Source organism: Winkia neuii subsp. neuii DSM 8576 (assembly GCF_000420405.1).
Lineage (GTDB): Bacteria > Actinomycetota > Actinomycetes > Actinomycetales > Actinomycetaceae > Winkia > Winkia neuii.
In genome coordinates this window covers 51,143-73,520 of sequence record NZ_ATUW01000009.1, presented here as the reverse complement: position 1 = coordinate 73,520, position 22,378 = coordinate 51,143, and the positions used below count along the sequence as shown (strand labels likewise).

Annotated in this window: 16 protein-coding genes; 14 read left to right on the top strand and 2 right to left on the bottom strand. The window is 55.4% G+C overall.

From position 1 onward, the window contains the following. On the bottom strand, positions 1-297 hold a 297-nt coding region (locus tag G437_RS0108780; RefSeq protein WP_244263223.1), incomplete at its 3' end, for a DUF6318 family protein. Positions 298-408: 111 nt separating this feature from the next. Here G437_RS0108780 and G437_RS10645 point away from each other — a divergent pair. The 5 genes from G437_RS10645 to G437_RS0108750 all read left to right on the top strand — a co-directional run bounded on the left by G437_RS10645 (position 409) and on the right by G437_RS0108750 (position 8,619). Next, a complete protein-coding gene (locus G437_RS10645) occupies positions 409-765 on the top strand; it encodes a glucosidase family protein (RefSeq protein WP_024332187.1) in 357 nt (118 codons plus the stop codon). Between the two features lie 641 nt (positions 766-1,406). Continuing rightward, on the top strand, positions 1,407-4,052 hold the full coding sequence (locus G437_RS0108765) for an MSCRAMM family protein (RefSeq protein ID WP_141739476.1): 2,646 nt from the start codon (positions 1,407-1,409) through the stop codon (positions 4,050-4,052). Between the two features lie 43 nt (positions 4,053-4,095). Beyond that, positions 4,096-5,532 carry a SpaH/EbpB family LPXTG-anchored major pilin gene (locus G437_RS0108760; protein ID WP_024332185.1) on the top strand — a complete coding sequence of 479 codons (1,437 nt, stop codon included), beginning with the start codon at positions 4,096-4,098 and terminating at the stop codon, positions 5,530-5,532. A 69-nt stretch (positions 5,533-5,601) separates the two neighbouring features. Then, positions 5,602-6,468, top strand: coding sequence for a class C sortase (locus tag G437_RS0108755; RefSeq protein WP_425273938.1), 867 nt, complete (start codon positions 5,602-5,604; stop codon positions 6,466-6,468). A 153-nt stretch (positions 6,469-6,621) separates the two neighbouring features. Continuing rightward, on the top strand, positions 6,622-8,619 hold the full coding sequence (locus G437_RS0108750; RefSeq protein WP_024332183.1) for an FIVAR domain-containing protein: 1,998 nt from the start codon (positions 6,622-6,624) through the stop codon (positions 8,617-8,619). Between the two features lie 611 nt (positions 8,620-9,230). Here G437_RS0108750 and G437_RS0108740 read toward each other — a convergent pair. Further along, entirely contained in the window at positions 9,231-10,241 is a 1,011-nt protein-coding gene (locus G437_RS0108740) for a LacI family DNA-binding transcriptional regulator (RefSeq protein WP_029769512.1), read from the bottom strand. A 164-nt stretch (positions 10,242-10,405) separates the two neighbouring features. Between G437_RS0108740 and G437_RS0108735 the strand changes: the two genes are divergently transcribed. The 9 genes from G437_RS0108735 (at position 10,406) to G437_RS0108695 (ending at position 22,376) form a co-directional block, all read left to right on the top strand. After that, on the top strand, positions 10,406-13,381 hold the full coding sequence (locus G437_RS0108735) for a glycoside hydrolase family 2 TIM barrel-domain containing protein (RefSeq protein ID WP_158237497.1): 2,976 nt from the start codon (positions 10,406-10,408) through the stop codon (positions 13,379-13,381). 159 nt (positions 13,382-13,540) lie between these two features. Then, a complete protein-coding gene (locus tag G437_RS0108730; protein ID WP_024332181.1) occupies positions 13,541-14,929 on the top strand; it encodes an extracellular solute-binding protein in 1,389 nt (462 codons plus the stop codon). 68 nt (positions 14,930-14,997) lie between these two features. After that, positions 14,998-15,915: a carbohydrate ABC transporter permease gene (locus G437_RS0108725; protein ID WP_024332180.1), complete on the top strand. Its 918-nt coding sequence runs from the start codon at positions 14,998-15,000 to the stop codon at positions 15,913-15,915. Next, a complete protein-coding gene (locus G437_RS0108720) occupies positions 15,915-16,811 on the top strand; it encodes a carbohydrate ABC transporter permease (protein WP_024332179.1) in 897 nt (298 codons plus the stop codon). Before G437_RS0108725 ends, G437_RS0108720 begins: the two co-directional genes overlap by 1 nt. Continuing rightward, a complete protein-coding gene (locus G437_RS0108715; RefSeq protein ID WP_024332178.1) occupies positions 16,811-18,148 on the top strand; it encodes an alpha-L-fucosidase in 1,338 nt (445 codons plus the stop codon). Before G437_RS0108720 ends, G437_RS0108715 begins: the two co-directional genes overlap by 1 nt. A 135-nt stretch (positions 18,149-18,283) precedes the next feature. After that, complete coding sequence (locus tag G437_RS0108710; RefSeq protein ID WP_024332177.1) at positions 18,284-19,261, top strand: sugar-binding transcriptional regulator; 978 nt, start codon at positions 18,284-18,286, stop codon at positions 19,259-19,261. A gap of 84 nt (positions 19,262-19,345) precedes the next feature. Beyond that, entirely contained in the window at positions 19,346-19,996 is a 651-nt protein-coding gene (gene deoC, locus G437_RS0108705) for a deoxyribose-phosphate aldolase (protein WP_024332176.1), read from the top strand. Further along, positions 19,993-21,357: an L-fucose:H+ symporter permease gene (gene fucP / locus G437_RS0108700; RefSeq protein WP_024332175.1), complete on the top strand. Its 1,365-nt coding sequence runs from the start codon at positions 19,993-19,995 to the stop codon at positions 21,355-21,357. The genes deoC and fucP overlap by 4 nt, the downstream gene beginning before the upstream one ends. Continuing rightward, on the top strand, positions 21,354-22,376 hold the full coding sequence (locus tag G437_RS0108695; RefSeq protein WP_024332174.1) for an aldose 1-epimerase family protein: 1,023 nt from the start codon (positions 21,354-21,356) through the stop codon (positions 22,374-22,376). Before fucP ends, G437_RS0108695 begins: the two co-directional genes overlap by 4 nt. The last annotated feature ends 2 nt before the right edge of the window (positions 22,377-22,378 follow it).

The window sequence follows — 22,378 nt, the reverse complement described above, 5'->3', positions numbered from 1 at the left end:
TATGACTTCTTGCATGGGTTGGGTGTCGCCGGTTTGGATGGCGTAGTCGTTGGCTTCGATGAAGAATTTGCCGGTGGCTATTGCGCCTTCTTGGGTGTTGTTTTGTGCTTGGACGGGTAGTAGGGGTGGGCCGTCTTCCCACCCGGATTTTGGGGTTGGTGTTTGTGATGGGGTTTGGGTTGGGCTTGGTTGGGTGGGTTTTTCTTCTGGGGTGGAGTTTTTAGCCGTGGAGCAGCCGGTGCATAGGAGGGCGAGTGCTAGGGCAGTGGCGGCTAGATGCTTCGTTGCATGTTTCACAAAAATAAAAATACCGACCGGCTTTTTCCCTCGCAACCGCTTCAGAACAATCTGTGGATAAGTCCGCCAGCCGGCCGGCGATGATCAATAGTTTTCCTATGCAAACCCGATTTGCTGACGGCCTACGGGGTGCGCACGCTCGCTGCTTCTTCGGCTGCGTTCCACCCTCTTTCCTACCACTGTGGGAGTGTGTGGGCGCACGACAACGGAATGATCATCGAGGGAATGCTTGCCGAAGGCTTTACCGGCCATGCCCACGAGGTAGCGCTCAGGTTGGACAAGGCGGCAGCCCATTTCGGTTACCGCATGCCAGAACTATTTGCGGTGTTTCCTTCCCGGGGTGAACCAGCCGACGAGGGCGGCCGTCCTTTTAGGGCGGAATTGCCCCCGGTACCGTACCCGGCCTCTTGCAGGCCGCAAGCTTGGGCTGCGGCTACCGCTTTCGTTTGTGCGCGTGCACTGCGCTAAGCCGGGCCTGGCCCTCGAAACAAAAACGCTTGCCTTGCTTACAGGGAGAAAAGTTTTCCGCCAATGACGCAGGTGCGAAAACTAAGGCGCAAAATGCGCGCAAATGGACAAATTAGTTGGCCTAAGAGCCGGGCTGGATTAGGGGCCTGCAGCATGCAGCCGCCCCGGCCTAGGCAAATTTGCTTGCTTGCCTTGCCGCCCGCTCACAATAAAAGCTTCCTGCAGCCAAAGGCGCCACTTATTCACAAATAAAACACAGCAAAATCGTAGCTAGTGAACCTTTGGTATCCAGACTCTCAGTATTCGAAATATCCGTTCACGCTAAATATGATTCATCCCACTTAAACGCCTTTATGGTATTGGGAACCATTGCCGAAACTACTCCATTGTATTTGGCGTTCATGCACCCGCTCAGTGTTCCCCGTTTATTTTAACTCTAATTTCTAGGAATATTCATTGTGCTGGAACAGACGTGCATGGAAATCTTTTTAAAAATTAGCCAGCTGGTCCAATTCCAACTGTTTTCGCCACGTGGTAGCTTTCTTCTCGCTGTCTTGCTAAAGGCTAAAGCTATCGCCTTCTGCAGGTTGGCAACCGGTTCCCGGTCGTTAGGTTCATGTTGGCGGATAGAAAGTAAAGCCTTGGGTAGAAAGAACAGCTATGTGAGTGCAGCCTGTGCGGCTGTAGCTGGTGCTGCGCTGGTGGCTTCTACTGTGTTTGGCGGCTCTGCGCTGGCCGACGGACCCGCCATTGGGGGGAAGGCTGCTGAGGCACAGCCCGCCCCTGGCGATAGGCAAAGCGTAACGGGGCCGGATTCGTCCTCGCCGGCTACAAACCCCAAAAACACGCGGGAAAGTGCCCCTGTTGAGGGCGAAGGCTCGCCTGCGGGCGCCTCTGCGCGCCGCACCGATGAACGGCAGGTAAGCGGCAGCAACCCCGCAGCCTCAAACGCTGAAGAGGCACTGCCGGAATCCGCTCAAAAACCGCCTGCACAGGGCGAGGGCGTGCAAAAATCTGCGCAGCGGAAAGAAAATCCCGCCGCTGCTCAGACTGCCCCCACCGCAGGGTACTATCGCGCTTCCGGTGCGCAGGAATTTTGCAAGCCGGGCAGTATTACTTGGATCGAATCGGCCAATGGTTCCTTGGAAAACTTCCAGCTGCAGGGCAACAGGGTCACTTCTGGGCCAAGAAACCTGGCCATTATCGAGCGGCGGACAAGGCCAAATATCACCGGTGCCGGGCAAGGCTATGATGCGTTGGGAATTAGCCCGGATGGAACAGTTTTCCATGCCGAACATCGCGCGACAAAATCTACTCACACGGGTACTAGCGCCCCCGTTTACATTAGTAGGGGCGTAGTAGTAAACGGGCAATACCAGCGGCTAGAAACTATTAAGGTGCTCGGCGCGGGAATGCCTTTTAGTGGCGGTACTGTAAGCCCGCAAGGCCAATATGTGGTGGCCGGAGACGCCCTCCAAAACAACGCGAGCCCCCGCCGCCAGATTAGGGTTTTGGCATACGACCCGAAAAGGAATTCCGTCTCGAGCCTAGGCAACTTCTGGGTAGACAATATGCCCTCGGCGAAGCTCCTTACCGACTTGCTGTTCGATTCGCGCGGCAACCTATACGTGCTTGCAGCGTCTGCTGAAGGTAACACTAAATGGATTTCGGGCAACGAAAAGCTAAAAGTAAATATTTACCGCATTGATTATGCTCGTGCGCTCCAAAATGCTCAGCGTAGCTGGACATCGTCGGTGGGTGGCAGAGGAAATAACAAGACGGTTTCGGTGCGCACCCAGGGCGAGCCTGCCCTAGACGCGCAGCTAGTTCGCAGCGTGAACGTAACCAATTCCGGCATTCCCGGCTGGCCCTACAAAGGTATGGCGTATTGGGAGGCTAACGGTTTCGCAGCCGGAGCCGACGGCAGCTTCTACCTGTCGGCCGTCTACACTCGCGCTCCGAACCGCAAGCAGCTTTTCAAGCTGGGCTTGAACGACAATTCCCTGCGCCCGGTATATCAAATGCCGGAACCGCGCAACGCGGGCGGTTACGACTTCCGCTTTGGTTCTAAGATGACCGACCTGGAAGGGTGCGGCGCGGCCCTGCCAACTATTCGGGCTGCGAAGGTAGTGCAGTCGCGTGCGGCCGGAGCTGACTCCTTCAAAGTGAACGTGTACGAGGAGCGCAACCGCCAAAGTCAGAACAAATCCGCTGATACTGGCAGGGGTAACCGCGCAGAGACTGACTCGCTGGTGCGCGACAATGCCACTAGCTACGTTGTCGAAGAGCGCATGGGGGCCCGATCGGCCTCGAAACTAACCGCCTACGACAAGAACGTAACCTGCACTGACGGCGCCGGCATAGTGCGCCCAGCCAGGGTTATCGAAAATAGTGAACACCGTTTCGCAGCCAGGGTGACTGGTTCCGGCAGCGGCGATCTTACCTGCACTATTACTAACGGTGCTCCCCGCGGGGAAGTGACCGCCGTCAAATATGATGCCGATTCTATGGCGAGGGCGGGGGCCACCGACGAGGCTTCTATGCCCTCTGAGGCGCGCCTGGCGGGAGTCGACTTGCAATTGTGCAAAGACTCCAACGGCAACCAAAGGTGTGATGGCAACGAAGAACGAATCGGCGCCACGCAAAAAACCGATGGCCGCGGCGAGGCCACTTGGCGCAACCTTGCGCCCGGCAACTATGTGGTGGTGGAACCGGCCTCCCCGAAGGGCTATCAGCAAACGGATGGAATTCCCGTGCGAGTGCAGGCGGGCGGGCCACGCCCAAGTCGCGTGCTAGTGCCAAACCACCGGATAAAGGGCAGGGTTACCTGGACCAAGGTGGATGCCGAATCTGGCAAACCGCTAGCAGGGTCCACCTGGCAGATCAACGGCAATGACAACTCGCAGGCTACCTCGCCCAAACATCGAGTGATCAGGCACGTCACCATTGAGGACTGCGTGGCAGGAGCCGCCAACAGGTGCAAGGGGCCGGACAAAGACCCGCGCGGGGGCCACTTCGCCCTCACCGAAATGGGGTGGGGTAACTACTTCCTACGAGAAGTGAAAGCCCCCGTCGCCTACAAGCTCAACCGGCGCGTACACCGGGTAGATATCTACCCGAGCGAGGGCAAAACCAACGTCGCCCTCGGAAATATCAAAAACGAGAAACAAGACGTCCCACCCCTACCGTTTACCGGCGGGGTTGGCAGCGACATCTTCTACCTGGTGGGTGGAATAGTCGCCGCGTCCGCGGGAGCAGGCTGGCTCCTTCGACGCAAAAACAGCTGAGCCGCGAGGCCGGCAGAAGTTCCATGACTGGAAAGGAATATTAATGGAACAGCTAAAGAAGCAGAGGATCGCCAGGATCCTCGGAGCGCTACTGGCTGCAGTGCTGGGCGCGCTGACTATCCTCGTGGCACCGCACGCCGTTGCCGCCGAGGGCAACCCGGACCTGAACCGTACCGGTTCGATCACCGTACACAAGTACGCCAAGCCGACCTGGCAGGGACTAAAGAATGACGGCACTGAGCAGACTGCTCCTGCTGGTGCCCAGGCCCTAAGCGGCATCGAATTCAAGGTGCAGAAGGTTGAAGGCCTGGACCTGAAGAAGGCTGAAGATTGGAACGTCGTCTCGAAGCTGACTGCCAAGGACGATGCCAAGGTCACTGCAAATGGTAAGGACTACAACCTGGGCGTCGCTTCCTCGCAGATCACCGGTGCCGGCGGTGTAGCCAAATTCGACAACCTGGCGGCAGGCGTCTACTACGTTACTGAAGGTACCGACAGCGGCAACAACAATGTCACTGAAAAGGCAAAGCCGTTCTTCGTTTCTATTCCGTTCCCGAACTCTTCTGAGTGGCTGTACAACGTACACGCCTACCCGAAGAACGAGGTAGTCCAGCCGGCAGCTAAGACTCTGGACGACACCGGTTTCAAGAAGGTTGGCGAAAACCTAGTTTGGAACATCTCTTACAACGTGCCGAACGTTGCAGAAGGCAAGGACTACTCCAAGGCTGGCGTAACCGATAAGCTGGCTTCCTACCTGAAGTTCGTTTCTGCCGAGGTCAAGGTTGGCGACACCAAGCTGGACGCAGCCGACTACACCACTTCTGATACCAATAACTTCGTCACTGTTGAGCTGACCCAGTCCGGTCTAGCTAAGCTGAAGGGCCAGGCAGGCAAGAAGCTAAACTTTGCTCTGAAGACCACCCTGAAGGAACTGCCCGCAGACGGCAAGGTGGAAAACACCGGTGCAAACTTCTTCATCAACGACATGAAGAAGCCCACTCCGGACACCCCTCCGACCATCGTTCCTTCTGACAAGGCCGTGCTCGGCAACTACCGTCTGAAGAAGCAGGACAAGGATACCCACAAGATCCTGGAAGGCGCCGAGTTCAAGGTATACGAAAAGGACACCGACACCGAGGTTGCTACTGCCAAGTACGTTGGCAACGGCATCTACGAGTTCGAAGGCCTTTACCTGAAGAAGATCGGCCAGAACGAGGACACTACCGGCATCACCAAGCAGTTCACCCTGAAGGAAACTAAGGCTCCTGCCGGTTACGTGCTGCCCACCGAAGGCAAGACCATCACCGTTACCGCTGGCAAGACCACTAACGACGATCTGGTCTACGACAACACTAAGCAGACCGGCCCCTCGCTGCCGCTGACTGGTGCTGCCGGCCAGCTGCTGCTGACCATTGGCGGTGTCGCTGTGCTAGCGATCGCTGGTGGCCTGTACCTGTACTCTTCGCGTAAGCGCGCCTAGGGTTTGGGTTTAGCTCGAGGGCGGCGGGTAATCCGTCGCCCTCGACCTGTTTGTTTTCCTTTAATTAAGGTGGTTGTTTTGGTCAAGCGGTTGTTTTTGCCCACCCTGATTAGTGTGTTGGCGCTGGTGGGGGTTTGCCTACTGCTTTACCCGTCGACGGCAGCTTGGTTTAGCCAATACAACCAGTCGAAGCTTGTGGGTGAGTACGCTCATAAGCTCGAATCTGTTCGCCCTGACCGGCAGGCCCAGTTAGATGCGGCTACCGCCTACAACAAGGCGTTGGTTTCGGGTGCGGAATTAAAGTCGGGGGCTCGCATTGCTTCGGGTACGGGGGCGGCTCGGGGCACTTGGAGTTATAACGATATTTTGCGTGCTGACGATAGTGGCACTATGGGGCGGGTGCGCATCCGCAAGATCGATGTTGACATGCCGATCTATCACGGCACCTCGGAGGCCACCCTGCTGAAGGGGGCTGGCCACTTAGAGGGTACTTCGCTGCCGGTTGGGGGAGCTTCGACGCGCACGGTTATTACCGCTCACCGGGGGCTGGCGTCGGCCCGCTTGTTTACGGACCTGGATAAGTTGCGCAAGGGGGATACGTTCACGTTGGAGGTGTTTGGGCGCGTGCTCACCTACCGCGTGTTTGAAGTGCAGGTGGTGGCCCCTTCTGAAACCCGGGCGATTGAGCCCGTGCCCGGCAAGGATTTGGCCACCCTGGTCACCTGTACGCCGCTGGGCATCAATTCGCACCGGATTCTGGTTACTGGCGAGCGTGTAATTCCCACCGCTAAGGACGATTTGGCCCACGCGGGTGGGCCCTCTGAGTTGCCTCGTTTTCCCTGGTGGGCCCTAATCTTTGGGGGTACGGTGTGCGCGGTGGGGGCGTTTTTGACCCGCGAGGTACGTGCGGCGCGGAAAGCTTGTGGCAACGCCTGAGGGCGCACGTTTCAGGGGCGTAGTTTTCATACGTAAGTTATTTGAGACTGCAGAAGTGCGCCACAGAGCGTTTTTGGTAGGGCGTATTGACGCTCCCACCTGGGCGCTTATAAGGTTAGGCTCGCCTAAGTTAACCTGAAGAAAGGTAAGTCGATGCTGAAAACCTCAGGCCGCATCGGCCTGCTCAAGCGGGCGCTGGCCGCCCTGGTGGCAGGTTTCGCCCTGCTGGCGGTATTCCCCGCCGCCGCAAGCGCAGCTGATGAAAATACATTTGAAAACGTGAAGGCCAATTCTTCCGTACAGAACTTTTCGCTAGACATGGGTGGGACCCTAAAAGTTTGGGCCGCCACTCTAGAGAAGGACACTACTAGCAAGACGGTCAAAGTTGCCCTGTACGGCCAGCTGGGATTGCCGTATTCCTCAACCGATTTGGGGGTTGAGGAATTTGACGGGAAACTGCTGCTGCCAGATGACAACAGCCTCAAGTACAACGAAGCTATTTCCGCCTCCCTGGAATGGGCGCCAGAGGACACCAACGGCAAGTATGACAAGACCCTGTTCCGCCTGGGCAGCCCGATCTGGGTCAAGGGTGATTCCGTTGTGCTGAACTTGAAAGGTCAGCAGCCCATTACCGTAAAGATTGATTCTGCCCCGAAGAAGCTTGACACCAAGGAACTTGAAGGCGCCATAGCCGAACACGACCGCGACTACCAGGCTGCGACCTCGGCCGGCATCAAGATTAAGGAAGGCACTGACGCCGCCTACAAGCAGGCCAAAGCTGCAGCAGAGTTCCTGGTGGGGCAGGCCAAGGCTGGTACTGCGGGAATTAGCCAAGATGACCTGGCGAAGATGCGCGACGAAGTAAATAAGGCGTTCAAAAAGATCGAACCGGCTCCCTTCGACCGCGAGCCGCTGCAGCGCCTAATTGCTGAGGCCGACAAGAAGCTGGCTGAAAACGGCAAGGATGGCAAGCGCTACACGAAGGCTAGCTACGACGCGCTCACTTCCGCCCTCGCCGAGGCCGCAAACCTGGTTGACGCTAAGGACCTAACTTCGATTCTTGCCCCGGGTGAGGCGGGCCCGCTGAATACTCACGCTGATTTCGACCGTGCCGCTAAGGCGCTCAAGGCGGCAATTGCCGCCTTGGCGAAGGAAGAATACAAGGCCCCGGATCTGGCCGAGTTGCAGAAGGCGTTTGACGAGGCCGTGGCGAAGACTCCCGCCAAGGGCAACGGGTGGACGGCAGCGTCGCGCACCCCGTTCTTGGACGCGATCAAGAAGGTGCAAAATTCCCTGCCCACGGGTTTCCCGTACGCCAGCCAGGCTGACGTGGACGCGCTGACCAAGCAGCTGAAGGACGCCCAGGCGAAGTTGGTCGAAGAAAAGGTGGACCCCGAAAAGAAGGTGACCGTAAAGTTCACTTACGTGCGTCCGAGCGAAAATGGGCCCACCGAGCTGCTCACTGAACCTTTCAAGAACGAGGCAGGGGTGCCTGTCAGCGCCGAACTAAAGGTGGTAGAGGGCCAGGAGGTTCGCATTGGGCTTTCGGACCCGTTGATCAAAAAGTTTGACGGCTACAAGCCGGCCGTATTCAGTTTGAACAGTGAGGATGGTTCGCAGCCGCTAGCGCGCGTGCTCCGCGACCGCGACGGCCGCCATTACCTGGTGTTTAAGGCCGAAGCTAAGAATGAGGCGAAGGTGGCTTCGCTGCAAATCAAGTACGTGAAGGGTACCCCGGATGCTGAACCGGAAGTGAAGCCGGAAGAACCGAAGGTAGACCCGAAGGTAGATCCGAAGGGCGAGGACGAAACTAAGCCTGGGGCCAAGCCGGACGGGACCGATGCGGGTACCCAAACGGGGGATGTGCCCGGGCAGGAGCCGGCGGGCGTGGGCGAGCAGACCGGACCAGGCATAGATGAGGCCGCAAAGGAAGGCAAGGGTAAAACCCCCGCCGAAAAGGCTGGCCAAGGGAAGGGCGAGCAGAAGGACGCAAAGGCGGGCAAGCGGATTGTCCGTACGGTTGTGCGCGCCGAGGGCGAGCCCGCCCTTGCCCACACAGGGTCCCAGGCAGGCATAATTGCTGCGATCTCGCTTGGGACCTTCATGGGAGGGTGCGCCCTGGTTGCAAGGCGCCGGGCCCAGCGCGGCTAAACGCATCTAGTAGGCGTTGCGCCTATTGGTAACCGAGTGGCCGGGAGCGCCCACTTGTCTGCAAGCAGGTGAGCCTCCCGGCCACTGTTGTGCCCGCCCTCGGCCGGGGAAGGCTGACCTAAAAATTGGGTGGGGGGACTGTGCCAAAAGGCCCGGTGCCAGCCCCCGCGCGCTAGTAAACTGAGGGCAGTATTTTTCACCCACGCGGGTGCGGGCGAACAAGGGGGTTTGAGTGGTGGCCTGCAAGGCGTGTCCAGCCTGGTTATTCCACCCGGGCAGAGAAGGCGTGGGAGGGGCAAAATTACAGCCCCAAGCGTAGACTGGCGAGCACCGCGCCGCCCTCCTTTAATCTCGCTTTTGAGGGGGCGTAAGGGCGCTCGCACGGTGGAATTTTCCGCCAGAAGGGGCCGCCTGTAGCCATTGTGGGCATGCGGGCGGCCCCAAAATTTGGGGCGCTTTGCATGGCTTTTGGCTTGGACAGCCTGGTCTTTCGTATTGCTTCAGGTGGGAAAACCGCGGCTGCGGTTATTTTAGAAATTGGGGTTACCACTGCTAAAGCCTAACTCGAGTTAGGGCAGGGCGCAACAATTTCCCAGAGATCTAGAAGCGCGCTAGCGGGTGGTTTTGCGCCATACGGCCTTGGTGGCGAGGTCGACTACCGGGTTGGTTGCGGGGGCTTTACCAGACAGGGACTCGATTAGGTTAGTTACCGCCAACTCGGTCATTTGCTGCAGTGGCCAGTCAACGCTGGTGATGCCCGCTAGCTGGGCTGTTGGGTCAGATTGGGGGCCGAAGCCTGCAATCTGAATCTGGTCTGGAACTGCTATCCTTGCTTCTTCGCAGGCGGCTAACGCCCCTACGGCAAGGGGGTCGTCTACTGCCCAGATCAGTCCGATGTTAGTTTCGTTCTTCAAGATCTGACTTACCGTTTTTTGAGCAGTGGCAGAGGTCCAGTCTGGCAGATTGATTTGCCGCACCTGCGAACCGAATTTATTCATGAATGGCTTGTGTCTGGAGTAGTCCAAGTTAGGGCCCGTGAGCATGAGTGCGGTGGCGTCGCCTGAAATATCTATGTTGCTTACTAGCTCGCGCACGCCTGCCTGCTCGTCGATGCGAATGTGTCCGCTGCCGTGAAAGTCGTCGGGTTTTTCTACCAGTGACATCCACATGACAGGGACGTCGACCTCGTCTAACAGCTGTCCCAGGAATCGCTGTTTTGAAGTGGTTTCACAAATCACCCCCGCTAGATCAACTTCGCCTAGCAGGGAGCGCACGAACGGGAAAGAGGCGTTCACGTCGGCTGGTTCTGGGATTGGCAGCACGAAGTAACCGCGGCTAGCGCAGGTGCTTATTGCGGTAATTAGGACGTCGCGCACTACGGGGGCGTATGGGTCTTCGGGTAGTTGCCCTAGCACTAAACCAATAGTTCGGGACTTGCGGGTGCGAAGTCCACGTGCGGATGCTTGCGGAATGTAGCGTAGCGTTGCCGCAGCGTCTAAAACTCTCTTTTGGGTCGCTGCAGATATCTGTAGTTGTGAGCTTCTGCCATTTAGCACAACAGAAACTGTAGAGGGCGAAACTCCGGCTAGACGGGCGACGTCTGCCCTGGTTGTGCGTGCCATTGCGGTTCCCTCCTGCCGCCAGAACAAAACTCGGTCGCTGGCGCCTAACTCGTGATAGGTTGGGTTTCTGTCAGAATACAACACGAAGAGGTGTTGTGGAGTGTAACGGCGTATGAGGCGCAAAGATGGGCAAATACCCTAAAAATGCAGCGGGAGGGAACGCTGTGAAGGCAGATACAAACTGGATGCTGCCACAGACTAAAGAACCGGGCCGTGGCGCAATGCCACCCAGATCCTTTTTCCCGAGCACAGAACCGGAAATCAGTTTGAATGGGCAGTGGGATTTTTGCATACGTAATACGGCCAACCCGGAGCCTGCGGGAGAGCTGCCGGACGTGGCTGATCCAGCATTTTCTCCCACTTCCGAAGAGGGGTGGGGAAAAATTGAGGTCCCTTCCCATTGGGTCTTGCCTGCCGGCCAAGGTCGGGGCAACCCCGCTTACACTAACCTCACTTATCCATTCCCGTTAGACCCGCCCTATGTTCCTGACGAAAACCCCACGGGGGATTATCGGCGGTGGGTAGAACTTCCGGAAGACTGGCCTGCAGGTGGGCGCACGATATTGCGGCTACACGGGATTGAGTCTATTGGTCAGATCTGGGTTGACGGGGTGTGGGTTGGCTCCACTCAAGGTTCGCGCCTGCTTCACGAATTCGACGTAACTGAGTTGCTTACCGCAGGTCGGCACCTAGTTAGCGTGCGTGTCAGCCAATTTTCCCCAGGTTCTTATTTGGAAGATCAAGACCAGTGGTGGTTGCCCGGTATCTTTCGAGACGTCCAGCTAGTGCACCTTTCGGATCTTACAGACGTGCAGGTGAATACTGACTTTGTAGACGGTGAGGGGCAGATAACGCTCCGTGTGTGCGCTGACTGTGACCAGGTGAAGGTGCAGATGCCCCAGTTGGGACTAAATGCGCGCATGGGGGCTAACGCGTCCGCGACGTTTGAACTTGGGAAAGTGCAAGCCTGGGAGCCCGAGAGCCCGCACCTATACGATCTGAACGTAGTCGCAGGGCAAAGCGAGGCAAAGCTACGAGTTGGCTTTACTAGGGTAGAGATTGTTGACGGACAGCTGCGTGCTAACGGCAAGCGCCTGATCTTGCGGGGCGTAAATAGGCACGAAATTAACGCTGAGCGTGGCCGAGTCTTCGACTATGAATTCGCTCGGGCCGACTTGTTGCTAATGAAGCAATTTGGCATCAATGCGATACGCACCTCGCATTACCCTCCGCACCCGCAACTTCTGGACCTAGCGGATGAACTGGGGTTTTGGGTTATGGACGAATCCGACTACGAGACGCATGGTTTTGAATTTGACCGGTGGCGGAACAATCCGTCCGCAGATCCGACTTGGAAAGAGGCAATTGTGGATCGGGCCTTACGCCTCGTTCATAGGGATCTAAACCATCCATCAATTTTCGCCTGGTCTCTTGGCAACGAGTCGCATACCGGAGCAAACCTGGCTGCAGCTGCCGCGGCTATCCGCGAAGTGGATTCTTCTCGACCGATTCACTACGAGGGCGACTACGAATGTAATTACAGTGATTTTCACTCGCGCATGTACCCATCAATTGGCGAGCAGGAAGCATTCTTTGCACCAGGCGGGCCGCTAGCAGTGCCTGGCCACCCGGCCTCTCGTTTGAGCAAAGAACAGGCTGCTATTGCAAGACGTCACCCCTACGTGCTGATTGAATATGCGCACGCGATGGGAACCGGTCCCGGCGGGGTTGGGCCCATATGGGATTTAGTTCGAAAACACCCGAACCACTGTGGCGGCTTTGTGTGGGAATGGCGCGATCACGCCCTCCGCCTCCCCAACGGCCAGCTTGGCTACGGCGGGGATTTCGGCGAGAAGATCCACGACGGCAATTTCGTGTGCGACGGCCTAGTAAGCGCCAACAGCGAAATCAGTCCCGGGCTGGTGAATTGGGCAAATATTGTGGCACCCGTGGTGGCCACTGCCGACCTCGAAACCGAAGAAATAGTGGTGCAGAACCGTGGGGCGAGCCTTGAACGCCCAGCCTGCGTGCGTGTTTTTACTGACGATGCTTATAAAGATGTTGAAGTCCCCCCAATTGCCCCCTATGCGACGGTAACTGTGCCGCTACCACTGTCAGGCAAACGCGTTGGGGCTGCTGTATTGGGGCAAAACTATGTCGAGGTTCCCTCGCCAGTGCACATGTCTAAGGTGCCTATGGGCGCAGTAGGTACCAGCCTGCCTGGAAATCTTCGCGTATGCAGCGTAAGGCAGACTGAGGCCAAGCTGGACGAAGCCGGCGAAGCTTCGGGCGGAGCAGAGGCGCTCGCGGGCAGGGGGAATTTGAGGGCGCAGGCAGGATTCGAGGGCGAGCTGGCGTTTCCTCTGCCCGAGGTGGTTTTGTGGCGAGCTCCAACTGACAACGACAAGGGGCATGGCCCGCTCGACTATTGGGAGCAATCGGATCAGCAGAATTTGGGGCAAGGAAGAGGGAGCTGGGGTCCGTCCAGTGCAGAAAAGTGGATGGATTATCGCCTGCATCTAGCTGTGACTAGGCGCAGTGGAGACGGGAAGTTAGTAACCAGCGCAGCCAACAAGACTTGGCAGCTAATTACTGACGTTGAGGCCACCGGCAGTCGCGACGATGCTTGGATCCGGCTAGAGGCGCAGCCTGTAGGTTCGTGGCCCATATTCGTTCCCAGAATTGGCTACATGTACAAGCTGGCGGGAACGGATTGGCAAGTTACCTACCACGGTCTGGGGCCGGGACCTAACTATCCTGACATGAGTGAGGGAAGCTGGGTGGGTACTTTTACCGGCCCCTCAAATAGCATGTGGACGGACCAATTGTGTCCCCAAGAGGGGGCCCATAGAGGTGGGGTGGATTCACTAGTTCTGCAGCGCAATAACGTTCGCTACGAAGTGTCCTTTTCGACTCCTGTAGGGGTAAGCGTATGCCCATATTCCCCATTGCAATTGACTGGGGTAGGGCACAACTGGCAACTGCCTGAAACGGCTTCAACCTACGTAATTGTGGATTTGGTCCACCACGGAATTGGCACTCGATCCTGCGGTCCAGATGTGTTGCCGGCAGCTGGGGCTACCCCCCGCCCAGCTACCCTAAAAATTAGGGTTAGACGCACGGGCGGCGATCCTGCTTAGCGGCAGCTAGCAAGATGAACGAGGGATCGGATAATCCAATTTCGAAAACTGTTTCATAGCCGCCGCAGGTGAGCTAAACTAAATATGCCTAACACGTGTGAGGTAGCAGGGTCGCCCCTGCGGACAGAGTGGTCGCTCACACTAGTATTTGGAGGAAAAATGACAAGGATGCGTTCTCTACTCCGATTCGCAGCGTTGGCGGCTGTTGCGCCGTTAGCCATCACGGGGTGTAGTAATGCCAACAACAATGCGCAGACCAAGGACGGGCAGATTCCGAAGCCGTCTGTGCAATGCGAGGTACCTAAGGCCAATATTGACGATTCGAAGGTTGATACTGCAAAGGCCAAGGGCCAGATTACATTTATGACCCAGGGCCTGCAGGCGGATTTTCGCGAGTTCTTCGAAAAACAGATTGCCGCATTTGAGAAGGACAATCCGGGCACCAAAATCAAATGGACTGACATCCCCGGTGACGCTGAATTCGACCAAGTGATTTCTACTCAAGCGCAAGGATGCAAAATGGCGGACGTAGTAAACGTTCCGTCTACCACCATCTTGGCCCTTTCGAAGCGAAACCTGTTTCTCGACTACGACGTGAAGGCTCCGGGGATCGGCGATAAGTTTGTGCCCTCAATCTGGAATTCGATCAACCTCGGCGCTAATGAGCACCACACCGCACTGCCTTGGTATTTCGGCCCATTCGTGAACACCTACAACAAGAAGATCTTCAAAGATGCCGGCCTGGATCCAGAAAAGTCTCCAGCAACCATGACCGAACGTTTCGAAGACGCCCACAAGATTGCGAAGGCAAAGACTGGCGCTTTCGCAATCTACGGCAATGCTTCCTGGTACCTGAACGCTGAATGGCAGGGAATGGGCGTGAAAATGATGAACGACGATTCCACCGAGTTCACCTTTGCTAAGGACAAGAATGCCAAGGAATGGGTGGACCAGATGGCCAAGCTTTACAAAGAGGGCGGAATCTCGCCAGATTCGCTGACGGGTGACCCGGATCCGTCGAAGGATTACAACAACGGTTCGTTGGCTTTCGGCACGCCAAACGCTTCGTTCTTGCGTTCGGTGAAGGACTCCAACCCCGGGGTTTACAAGAACACTGGAGTTAGTAAGTTTCCGCGCAATAAAGGCCAGAAGCCGATTTACGAAGGCCAGTTTATTGGCGTTTCGGTAACTACCAAGAACACTCCCTTGGCGGTGAAGTGGGCAGAGCACATTACTTCGGCCGAGCAAGAGCTTGCTTGGACGCGCGATGGCGGCGCAATTATCTTCCCAGCGGCAACTGAAGCTCTCGAGAAGATCGCTAAGGAGCCACCCGCGAACAATTCGGATCCGGTCTTTGCGCAGGCTTACAAGATCGCTGCCGAAGATGCTCAGAAGGCTGAGGCTGTAATGTCTTCGTTCTATCTGACCGGCAAGGTCCAATCCACGTTGGTAGACAACGTAAATCAAGCTATTCGTGGGGAAGTATCTTCCCAGGATGCTTTAGATAAGGCACAAAAGCAGATGAATAAGCTGCTGAAACAGCTGTAGCTGTTTCTAGTTGGGGGAGGAGGTAGCTTCCTCCCCCAAATCAATCAGTCATGGCGAAGGGGTAGGTAATGGCGTCGAAGAAGGCCTCGAAAAAACCCGAGTATCTAAATGGGGCGGCCAGGTTCAGGAAATGGTGGGTGCCACTATTGTGGGTGGCCCTGCCTGTCACGGCTATTGTGGCGTTTTACATCGTGCCGTTCGTATACACGGTTTTTACGTCGTTCACTGACACACTGCCGTTGCAGGGCATCGGCTCCTTCGTTGCCTTCGACAATTACAGAACTATTTTCGAAGATCCTGAATTCTGGGAGGCTGTTGCCAATTCTTTGCTCTACGCGGTGATCGTAGTGCCGTTGATGGTTGTGCTGCCCCTGCTGCTGGCATTACTTGTAAAACAGTACGTGCCTGGAATTGGCATATTCCGCTCCCTTTATTACATTCCAGCGATTTGTTCGCTAGTTGTGGTGTCCTTGGCGTGGACGTCCATGTTGCAGGCGCAGGGCCCACTAAATAACCTGCTGGTCAACTCGGGAATCTTGAATTCTCCGATCCCCTTCCTATCCAACAGATGGCTGCTGTTATTTAGTGCCATGATTATTACGCTGTGGCAGGGACTGCCCTACTATATGGTTTTATATCTTGCAGCCTTAGCCAATATTGATTCGTCTCTTTACGAGGCCGCCCAGGTTGACGGAGCCGGCCCTATACGCAGGTTCTTCTCGGTCACCATTCCAGGGGTGCGCATCATGATGTACCTGGTTGGGGTACTTTGTACGATCGGCTGTTTGAAGATCTTTACCGAAGTGTATTTGCTAGGTGGGGCCAATTCTCCCGCTACAACGATCACCATGTACCTGCGGGATTATTCGGACGTAACTTACGGAAATATCGGCATTGGCGCGGCAGCATCAGTGGTGTTGTTCTTCCTGACGCTGGGCTTTTTGCTTGCCTCTAGGAAGCTAAATAAGAAGGCGGAAGAGGTCTGATGGCTACAACAGTTGTAAATAGGTTCAAGCGCAACCGCGCTGCAGAGGCCGAACGTAACCAGGGGCAATCCCTGCGGGGGCACCGCTTAGTTGTGCGTTACATCGTTCTTACAGTGGTTCTGTTCGTACTGCTAGGGCCTTTGCTACTGCCGCTGCTGGCAGCATTCAAGGCCCCCGGCGAGCCCGTTTTCGGCAATGGTGCAACGCTCTTCCCGCAACATTGGTCGCTAGAGGCCTTTTTCGTCCTCTTCGAAAAGACGCACGTATTCAAGTCCATTGGTAATTCGCTGTTCGTTTGTGCGCTCACGGTTATCTCATTTACCTCGCTGTCGGCCGTGGGCGGTTACATGCTTTCGCGCAAGGGGTGGAGGGGCAGGTCGTTCTTCACGCTGGTAGTTACCTCGGCAATGATCTTCCCCTTTGAAACTTTGATGTTGGCACTGTTTAACCAGGTTGCCGCGTTGGGACTTTATGGTTCTCTAATAGGCGTGTGGCTGCCGGTAATGCTAGGGCCATTCCAAGTGTTGCTGATGAGGGCGGCATTTTTGGGGGTGCCAGACGAAATTGAGGATGCGGCACTTATCGATGGGGCCGGTGAATTCACCCGTTTCTGGCATATTTTCCTACCGCAGGTGAAGGGAGCGCTGACGGTAGTTGGGCTGACCTCGTTCATTTATGCTTGGTCGGACTTTTTGTGGCCGCTGATGATTCTGCCTTCCCAGGAAAAGCAGACGATGATGGTTTCGCTGTCCTCGCTAAAGAATTCCATCACTGGAACGAACTACCAGCTGGTTCTTGCAGGTGCGATCACTGCACTTATTCCGGTACTTTTGATCTTCATGTTTGCGCAGAAGTACTTCTTCCGCGGCATTGAAGAGGGCGGGGTGAAATTCTGATGGCAGACTTTACTCCGGATGCACTAGAGGCTGCCGGCGCGCTAAAGCCCGCCCCCGATCCTGGTTACACGTACCCTACTGATCCGGCGGTGGCGCAAACCTTGCAGCGATGGCAAGACATGAAATTTGGCGTGATCATCCACTGGGGGATCTACTCTTTCATTGGCCAGGCAGGATCGTGGTCGCTGCATAGGGAAGACTTGGGGGACTTTACCGATAAAGCTGCTGGCTTTGAGGGCACGGATGGCCAGTACCAGACCTGGTATTACGATCAGGCCAGGAATTTTAAAGGGCAAGAATTCGATGCAAACCAGTGGGCGCAGGCAGCGGCGGATGCCGGGGCAAAATACCTGATTTTTACCACTAAGCATCACGACGGATTTGCGATGTACGACAGTGCTTTTTCGAATTTGAAGTGTACTGCCGAAGACGCTGGGTTGGGCCGGGACATTTTTGCGGAAGTTGTTCAGGCAGCTCGTGAAGTTGGTCTTGAAACGGGAGTCTATTTCTCGAAAGCAGACTGGTCGCGACCCGACTACTGGGATCGGGCGAACCCGATCTCGGATAGGTTCCACAATTACGACATCTCTGTTGCCCCGCGCAGGTGGGATAGGTTTGTGCAGTTTAGCCACGATCAAATTCGCGAGCTACTCAGCAAATACGGCAAACAGATGATGCTCTGGCTGGATGCCGGATGGGTGCGAGGGCCCGAAGAGCCATTCAAGATTGAAGAGTTAGCAGCGATGGCGCGCGAACTGCAGCCGGGAATATTGATGGTTGATCGCGAAGTCCACGGGCCGCACGAGAACTACCGGACCCCCGAACAAGAGATTCCGGACCAGGGCCCGGCTTGGCCGTGGGAATCTTGCGTTACTTTGACGAAGTCTTGGTGCTCTATGAGTCGCGACGACGAAACGAAGCCAACTGCGCAGGTTATTGAAGATTTGCTGAAAGTAATTTCCAGAGGAGGGAACTATCTGCTTGGAATAGGCCCAGATGCGACCGGGCACATGTCAGTGCACATCCGTGAATCGCTTTCCCAAATAGGCAAGTGGGTTGGTGCTCACGCCGTGGGAATCTACGGTACACGTAGAGCTGACGATATAAAGGTGCGAGCCGATAATGCCAGGGTCTACTGCACGCGGAAAGAGAACCGGCTGTTTGTATTTGTGGTGCCGCAGGAACGCCCGGGCAGGAAGGAGATTAAGCTCTGGGTGCCAGGGCGTTACACTAGCGCGCAAATGCTCGATGGTGGACCCATACAGTTTGAGGTTGGGGATGGGGGCGCCGAGATCGAGGTGAACACTGACCACATCTGCGGTTTGCAGCTCAGCTAGTGCGGCAGGCTGCCTTGAAGAGCTAGCCGGTGCAGCGGCCCTAACCTAGCGCGACTGGTCCACTAGATCCTATGCTTGAGGGAATAAGCAGCGTTGTAACGTAACGCTTTGGAAGTAGAAGCGGGTAGGGGTCTAGTGAAAACCGATCGACTGGGGCTAACTCGCAAAGACAAGTTGTCAGTTGATGCGGCGAAGCTCTACTACGAGGGGCGCTCGCAGGTTGAAGTTGCCGAACTATTGCATGTGTCAAGAGCAAACGTTTCGAAGCTGCTGGCACATGCCCGCGATCGTGGATTCGTGCAGATACGTGTGGAAGATCCTCGAGAGCGTGACATTGAGCTGATTAACTACCTGAAAAATGCTTTCGAACTGGTTGAGGTCAGGTTGGTATCGCCCGGGGGACGACGAGAGACTGATCTGCGCAAGGCGCTAGGCAAAGCCGGAGCTCAGCTTCTGAAAGGTCTAATCCGCGATGGCGACACGATCGGTTTTTCGTGGTCAAGGACTGTCAGCCAGGTGGCAGCAAGCCTGGGCCAAACTGATTTCCAAGATATTAAAGTCGTCCAGCTGAGGGGAAACATAGGGGATCCGTCTACTGATCTTTCTGGCTTTGAATCTTTCAAAGCGCTTAGGCACTCGCTCAACGCACAAACGTACCTTTTGGGGTATCCGAGTTGTTTTGAATCTGTGGCGGCTAAGCAGGCTGTGGAGCGCGAGCATGTGGTTCGCGAAGTGCTCGATCTTGGGATAGAGGCCCGAATTGCGGTTTATACGGTAGGTTCCGCAAGGCCGTCTTCGCCCTTGTTGGCCAGCCCTTTGTATTCCGAGGACGAAAAAGGCAAGCTGATGGAAGAAGCGGTGGGAGACATCTGCTCGCATTTTGTTGACCAGAACGCCAGAGTCTGCCTACCGGATTTAAATGCCAGAACTTTAAGTATTTCGCTGCCTGATCTGAGGCATAAGGAGCAAAAAGTTTTAGTTGCTGGTGGAGCAGAAAAGTTGTCAACTATCTATGCCGCACTTATGAATGGGTACGCAAACCGGTTGGTGGTGGATGTTGTGACGGCAAGGAAGCTCTATGCGGCACATCATAAGGGGCTGCATAAACTATAAAAAGGCACATATGTGCCAAAAATATGTTCCTTTGTGGCGTGCACCTGGCTAAACTCTCCTGCGTAACTAGTCAAAGGAGACAAGATGAGTCAGGAATCAAAGCTGATTGACCACACCCTACTTAGTCCCGATGCCACCGCAGCGCAGGTAGAAAAACTGTGCCAGGAAGCGAAGGATTTCGAGTTCTGGTCAGTGTGCATCAGCCCCTGCCGGGTTGAACTTGCAGCTAAGTGTTTAGCTGGCAGCGACGTGAAAGTTTGTACAGTGATTGGTTTCCCATCGGGGGCACATACTTCTGCGATCAAAGCTGCCGAGGCTAAGAAGGCAGTCGAGGACGGCGCTGACGAAGTGGACATGGTGTTGAACGTGGGCGCTGCCAAGGAGGCCAACTGGGAGTTGGTCACCAATGACATAAGGGCTGTAGTTGAAGCATCCGCAGGTGCGCTGGTCAAGGTAATTCTGGAAACCTGCTTGCTCACCGATGAGGAGATTGTGAAGGCATGCCAGTGCGCTAAAGAGGCCGGAGCTGACTTTGTGAAGACCTCAACCGGGTTCTCTAAGGCGGGCGCCACCACTGAGGCCGTTGCCCTCATGAGGAAGACGGTTGGTGAGGACATGGGTGTCAAAGCCTCCGGAGGAATCCGGACGGCGGAGGCGTTTAAAAAGATGGTTGCTGCTGGGGCTAGCCGCATAGGTGCGTCTGCCGGAGTGAAACTGTTAGGGGATGCAAGATGAGCGCGGATACCAACGTGGGCACCCCAAACACTTCCAAGGGACTTATCAAAGATCGGACCTTGCAGCTTCGGGATGGGTATCTAAATAAGACCCCTATCTTTCAATACATTTTGCTTTCGATCTGCTTTCCTATGTGGGGCATTGCAGCGAGCTTGAACGACATTCTGATTACCCAGTTCAAGTCGATTTTCTCGCTTTCAGACTTTGCGTCGGCGTTTGTGCAGTCCGCCTTCTATGGGGGCTATTTCCTAATTGCGATTCCTGCCTCGCGGGTAATTAGGCATTCAAGCTACAAGGTGGGGATCATGATCGGCCTGACGGTGTACATTATCGGCTGCACACTGTTCTTCCCAGCCTCGCATATGGCTACCTACTCGGTCTTCTTGGTGTCACTATTTGCTATTGCGGTAGGACTTTCTTTCCTAGAAACCTCGTGCAATACCTATTCGTCTATGATCGGCCCCAAGAAGCTATCGACCTTGCGGTTAAACATTTCGCAGACCTTCTACCCGCTGGGTTCAATAACTGGCATTTTGCTTGGTAAATACCTGATATTCACCGGTGGCGATTCGCTGCACAGTCAGATGGCAGAAATGGACGCTGAGGAAAGTGCCCGCTTCGCTCGCGAAATGTTGCAGAGGACGTTGCATCCTTACCGCGTGATTATTCTGATACTGCTCGTGATTCTGATTACCGTGGCTATCACGCAGTTCCCAAGGTGCAAGCCTTACCAGGCTAAATCGCATGAAGAGGCCCAAGCGTCTATAGGCGAGACGATTGCTTACCTAGCTAAAAATGGGCGGTTCCGGGCGGGAATTCTAACCCAGTTCCTATACGTGGGTATGCAGACCGCGGTTTGGTCGTTTACTATTCGCCTTGCCTTGAATTTGGACCATGGGCTGAACGAGCGAACTGCCTCGAACTTCATGGTTTTGGCGTTTATTGGCTTCTTCTTGGGCAAGTTCATCGCCAACCTTCTGATGACGAAGATGAACCAGGATCTGGTTCTTATCATCTACGCGGCGTGCGGCCTTGTTGCCCTGCTATACGTAATCTTCGTTCCGAACATGAGTGCGGTTTACGCTGCTGTACTAACCTCCGCCTTGTTCGGGCCGTGCTGGGCAACCATTTACACCCGCACCCTCGATTCGGTAGAGGACAAGCGGTTCACTGAGACTGCCGGCGCTGTGATCGTCATGTCGATCATAGGGGGAGCTGTAATTCCAGCAGTGCAGGGTCTAGTTTCTGACGTTACCGGGTCAATGCAGACCTCTTTCTGCGTGAATCTAGTTTGCTTTGGCGCAGTACTCATCTACTTCTATTTCGCATTCAAGAACTCCCGAAAGGAGCAGGGCAAGTGAATTTTGAAATCAAGCTGGATAAGAGCCAGTTCGGATCTGGTGAAGCAGAGTTGCTTCACGCCGACAAGTGGTCGGTTGTTGCGAAAAAATATGATTCGGGAATTGAGTCTTTGACCATCCATAACGATCGTGGCTATGTAGAGGTGCTGCCGTTCATGGGGCAGATCATCTGGGATGCGTCTTTTGCTGGTAAGAGCCTGCGCATGACCAACATGTTCCCAGAGCCGAAGCCCGCAACATTGATTGAGGATACTTATGGATGCTTTGCCTTCCACTCGGGCCTGTTGGCTGCTGGATGCCCCGGTCCTGAAGATGATCACCCGCTTCATGGCGAGTTCGCCTGTGCACCGATGGATAGCGCGAAGCTAATTGTCAAAGATAACTCTGTGACGGTCGAATCCAGTAGGGAATACTTGAAGGGGTTTGGCGACCATTACCTGGCGAAACCGTCCGTGACTTTGCGCGAAGGATCGACCATGTTCGATATTCATCTGCAGATAACTAACCTGTCGAAGTATGCGCCGATGCCTCTGCAGTATATGTGCCACATGAATTATGCGTTTGTGCCGGGCGGAACCATGAGCCAGAACCTTCCCGAGGGTGCCTTTAAGCTGCGTGAATCTATTCCAGATCATGTAAAGCCCACAAAGAAGTGGCTGCAGCTCAATGAAGACATCAAGGCAGGCAAGAAAGACGCAAATTCTCTTGAGGGCGCGGAGGAGTTCGACCCCGAGATAGTGTACTTTGCCGATGGCGTTGCTGACACTGTGAAGGATGCGGTATTCAACTTGAAGAGCCCAGATGGAACGGTATTTCAGACCGAGTTTTCTACCGCCCAATTCCCGGTAGTAACGCGGTGGATTTTACACAATGCTGACCAAAAGGTGGCTGCATTTGCGTTGCCGGGAACATCAAGGCCTGAAGGTAGGGAAGCGGCACGCAAGGCGGGCACACTAATCCAGCTGGAGGCGGGGCAGACTCGCGAGTTCAACGTACACACTGGCGTGAAGGAGGACTAGCA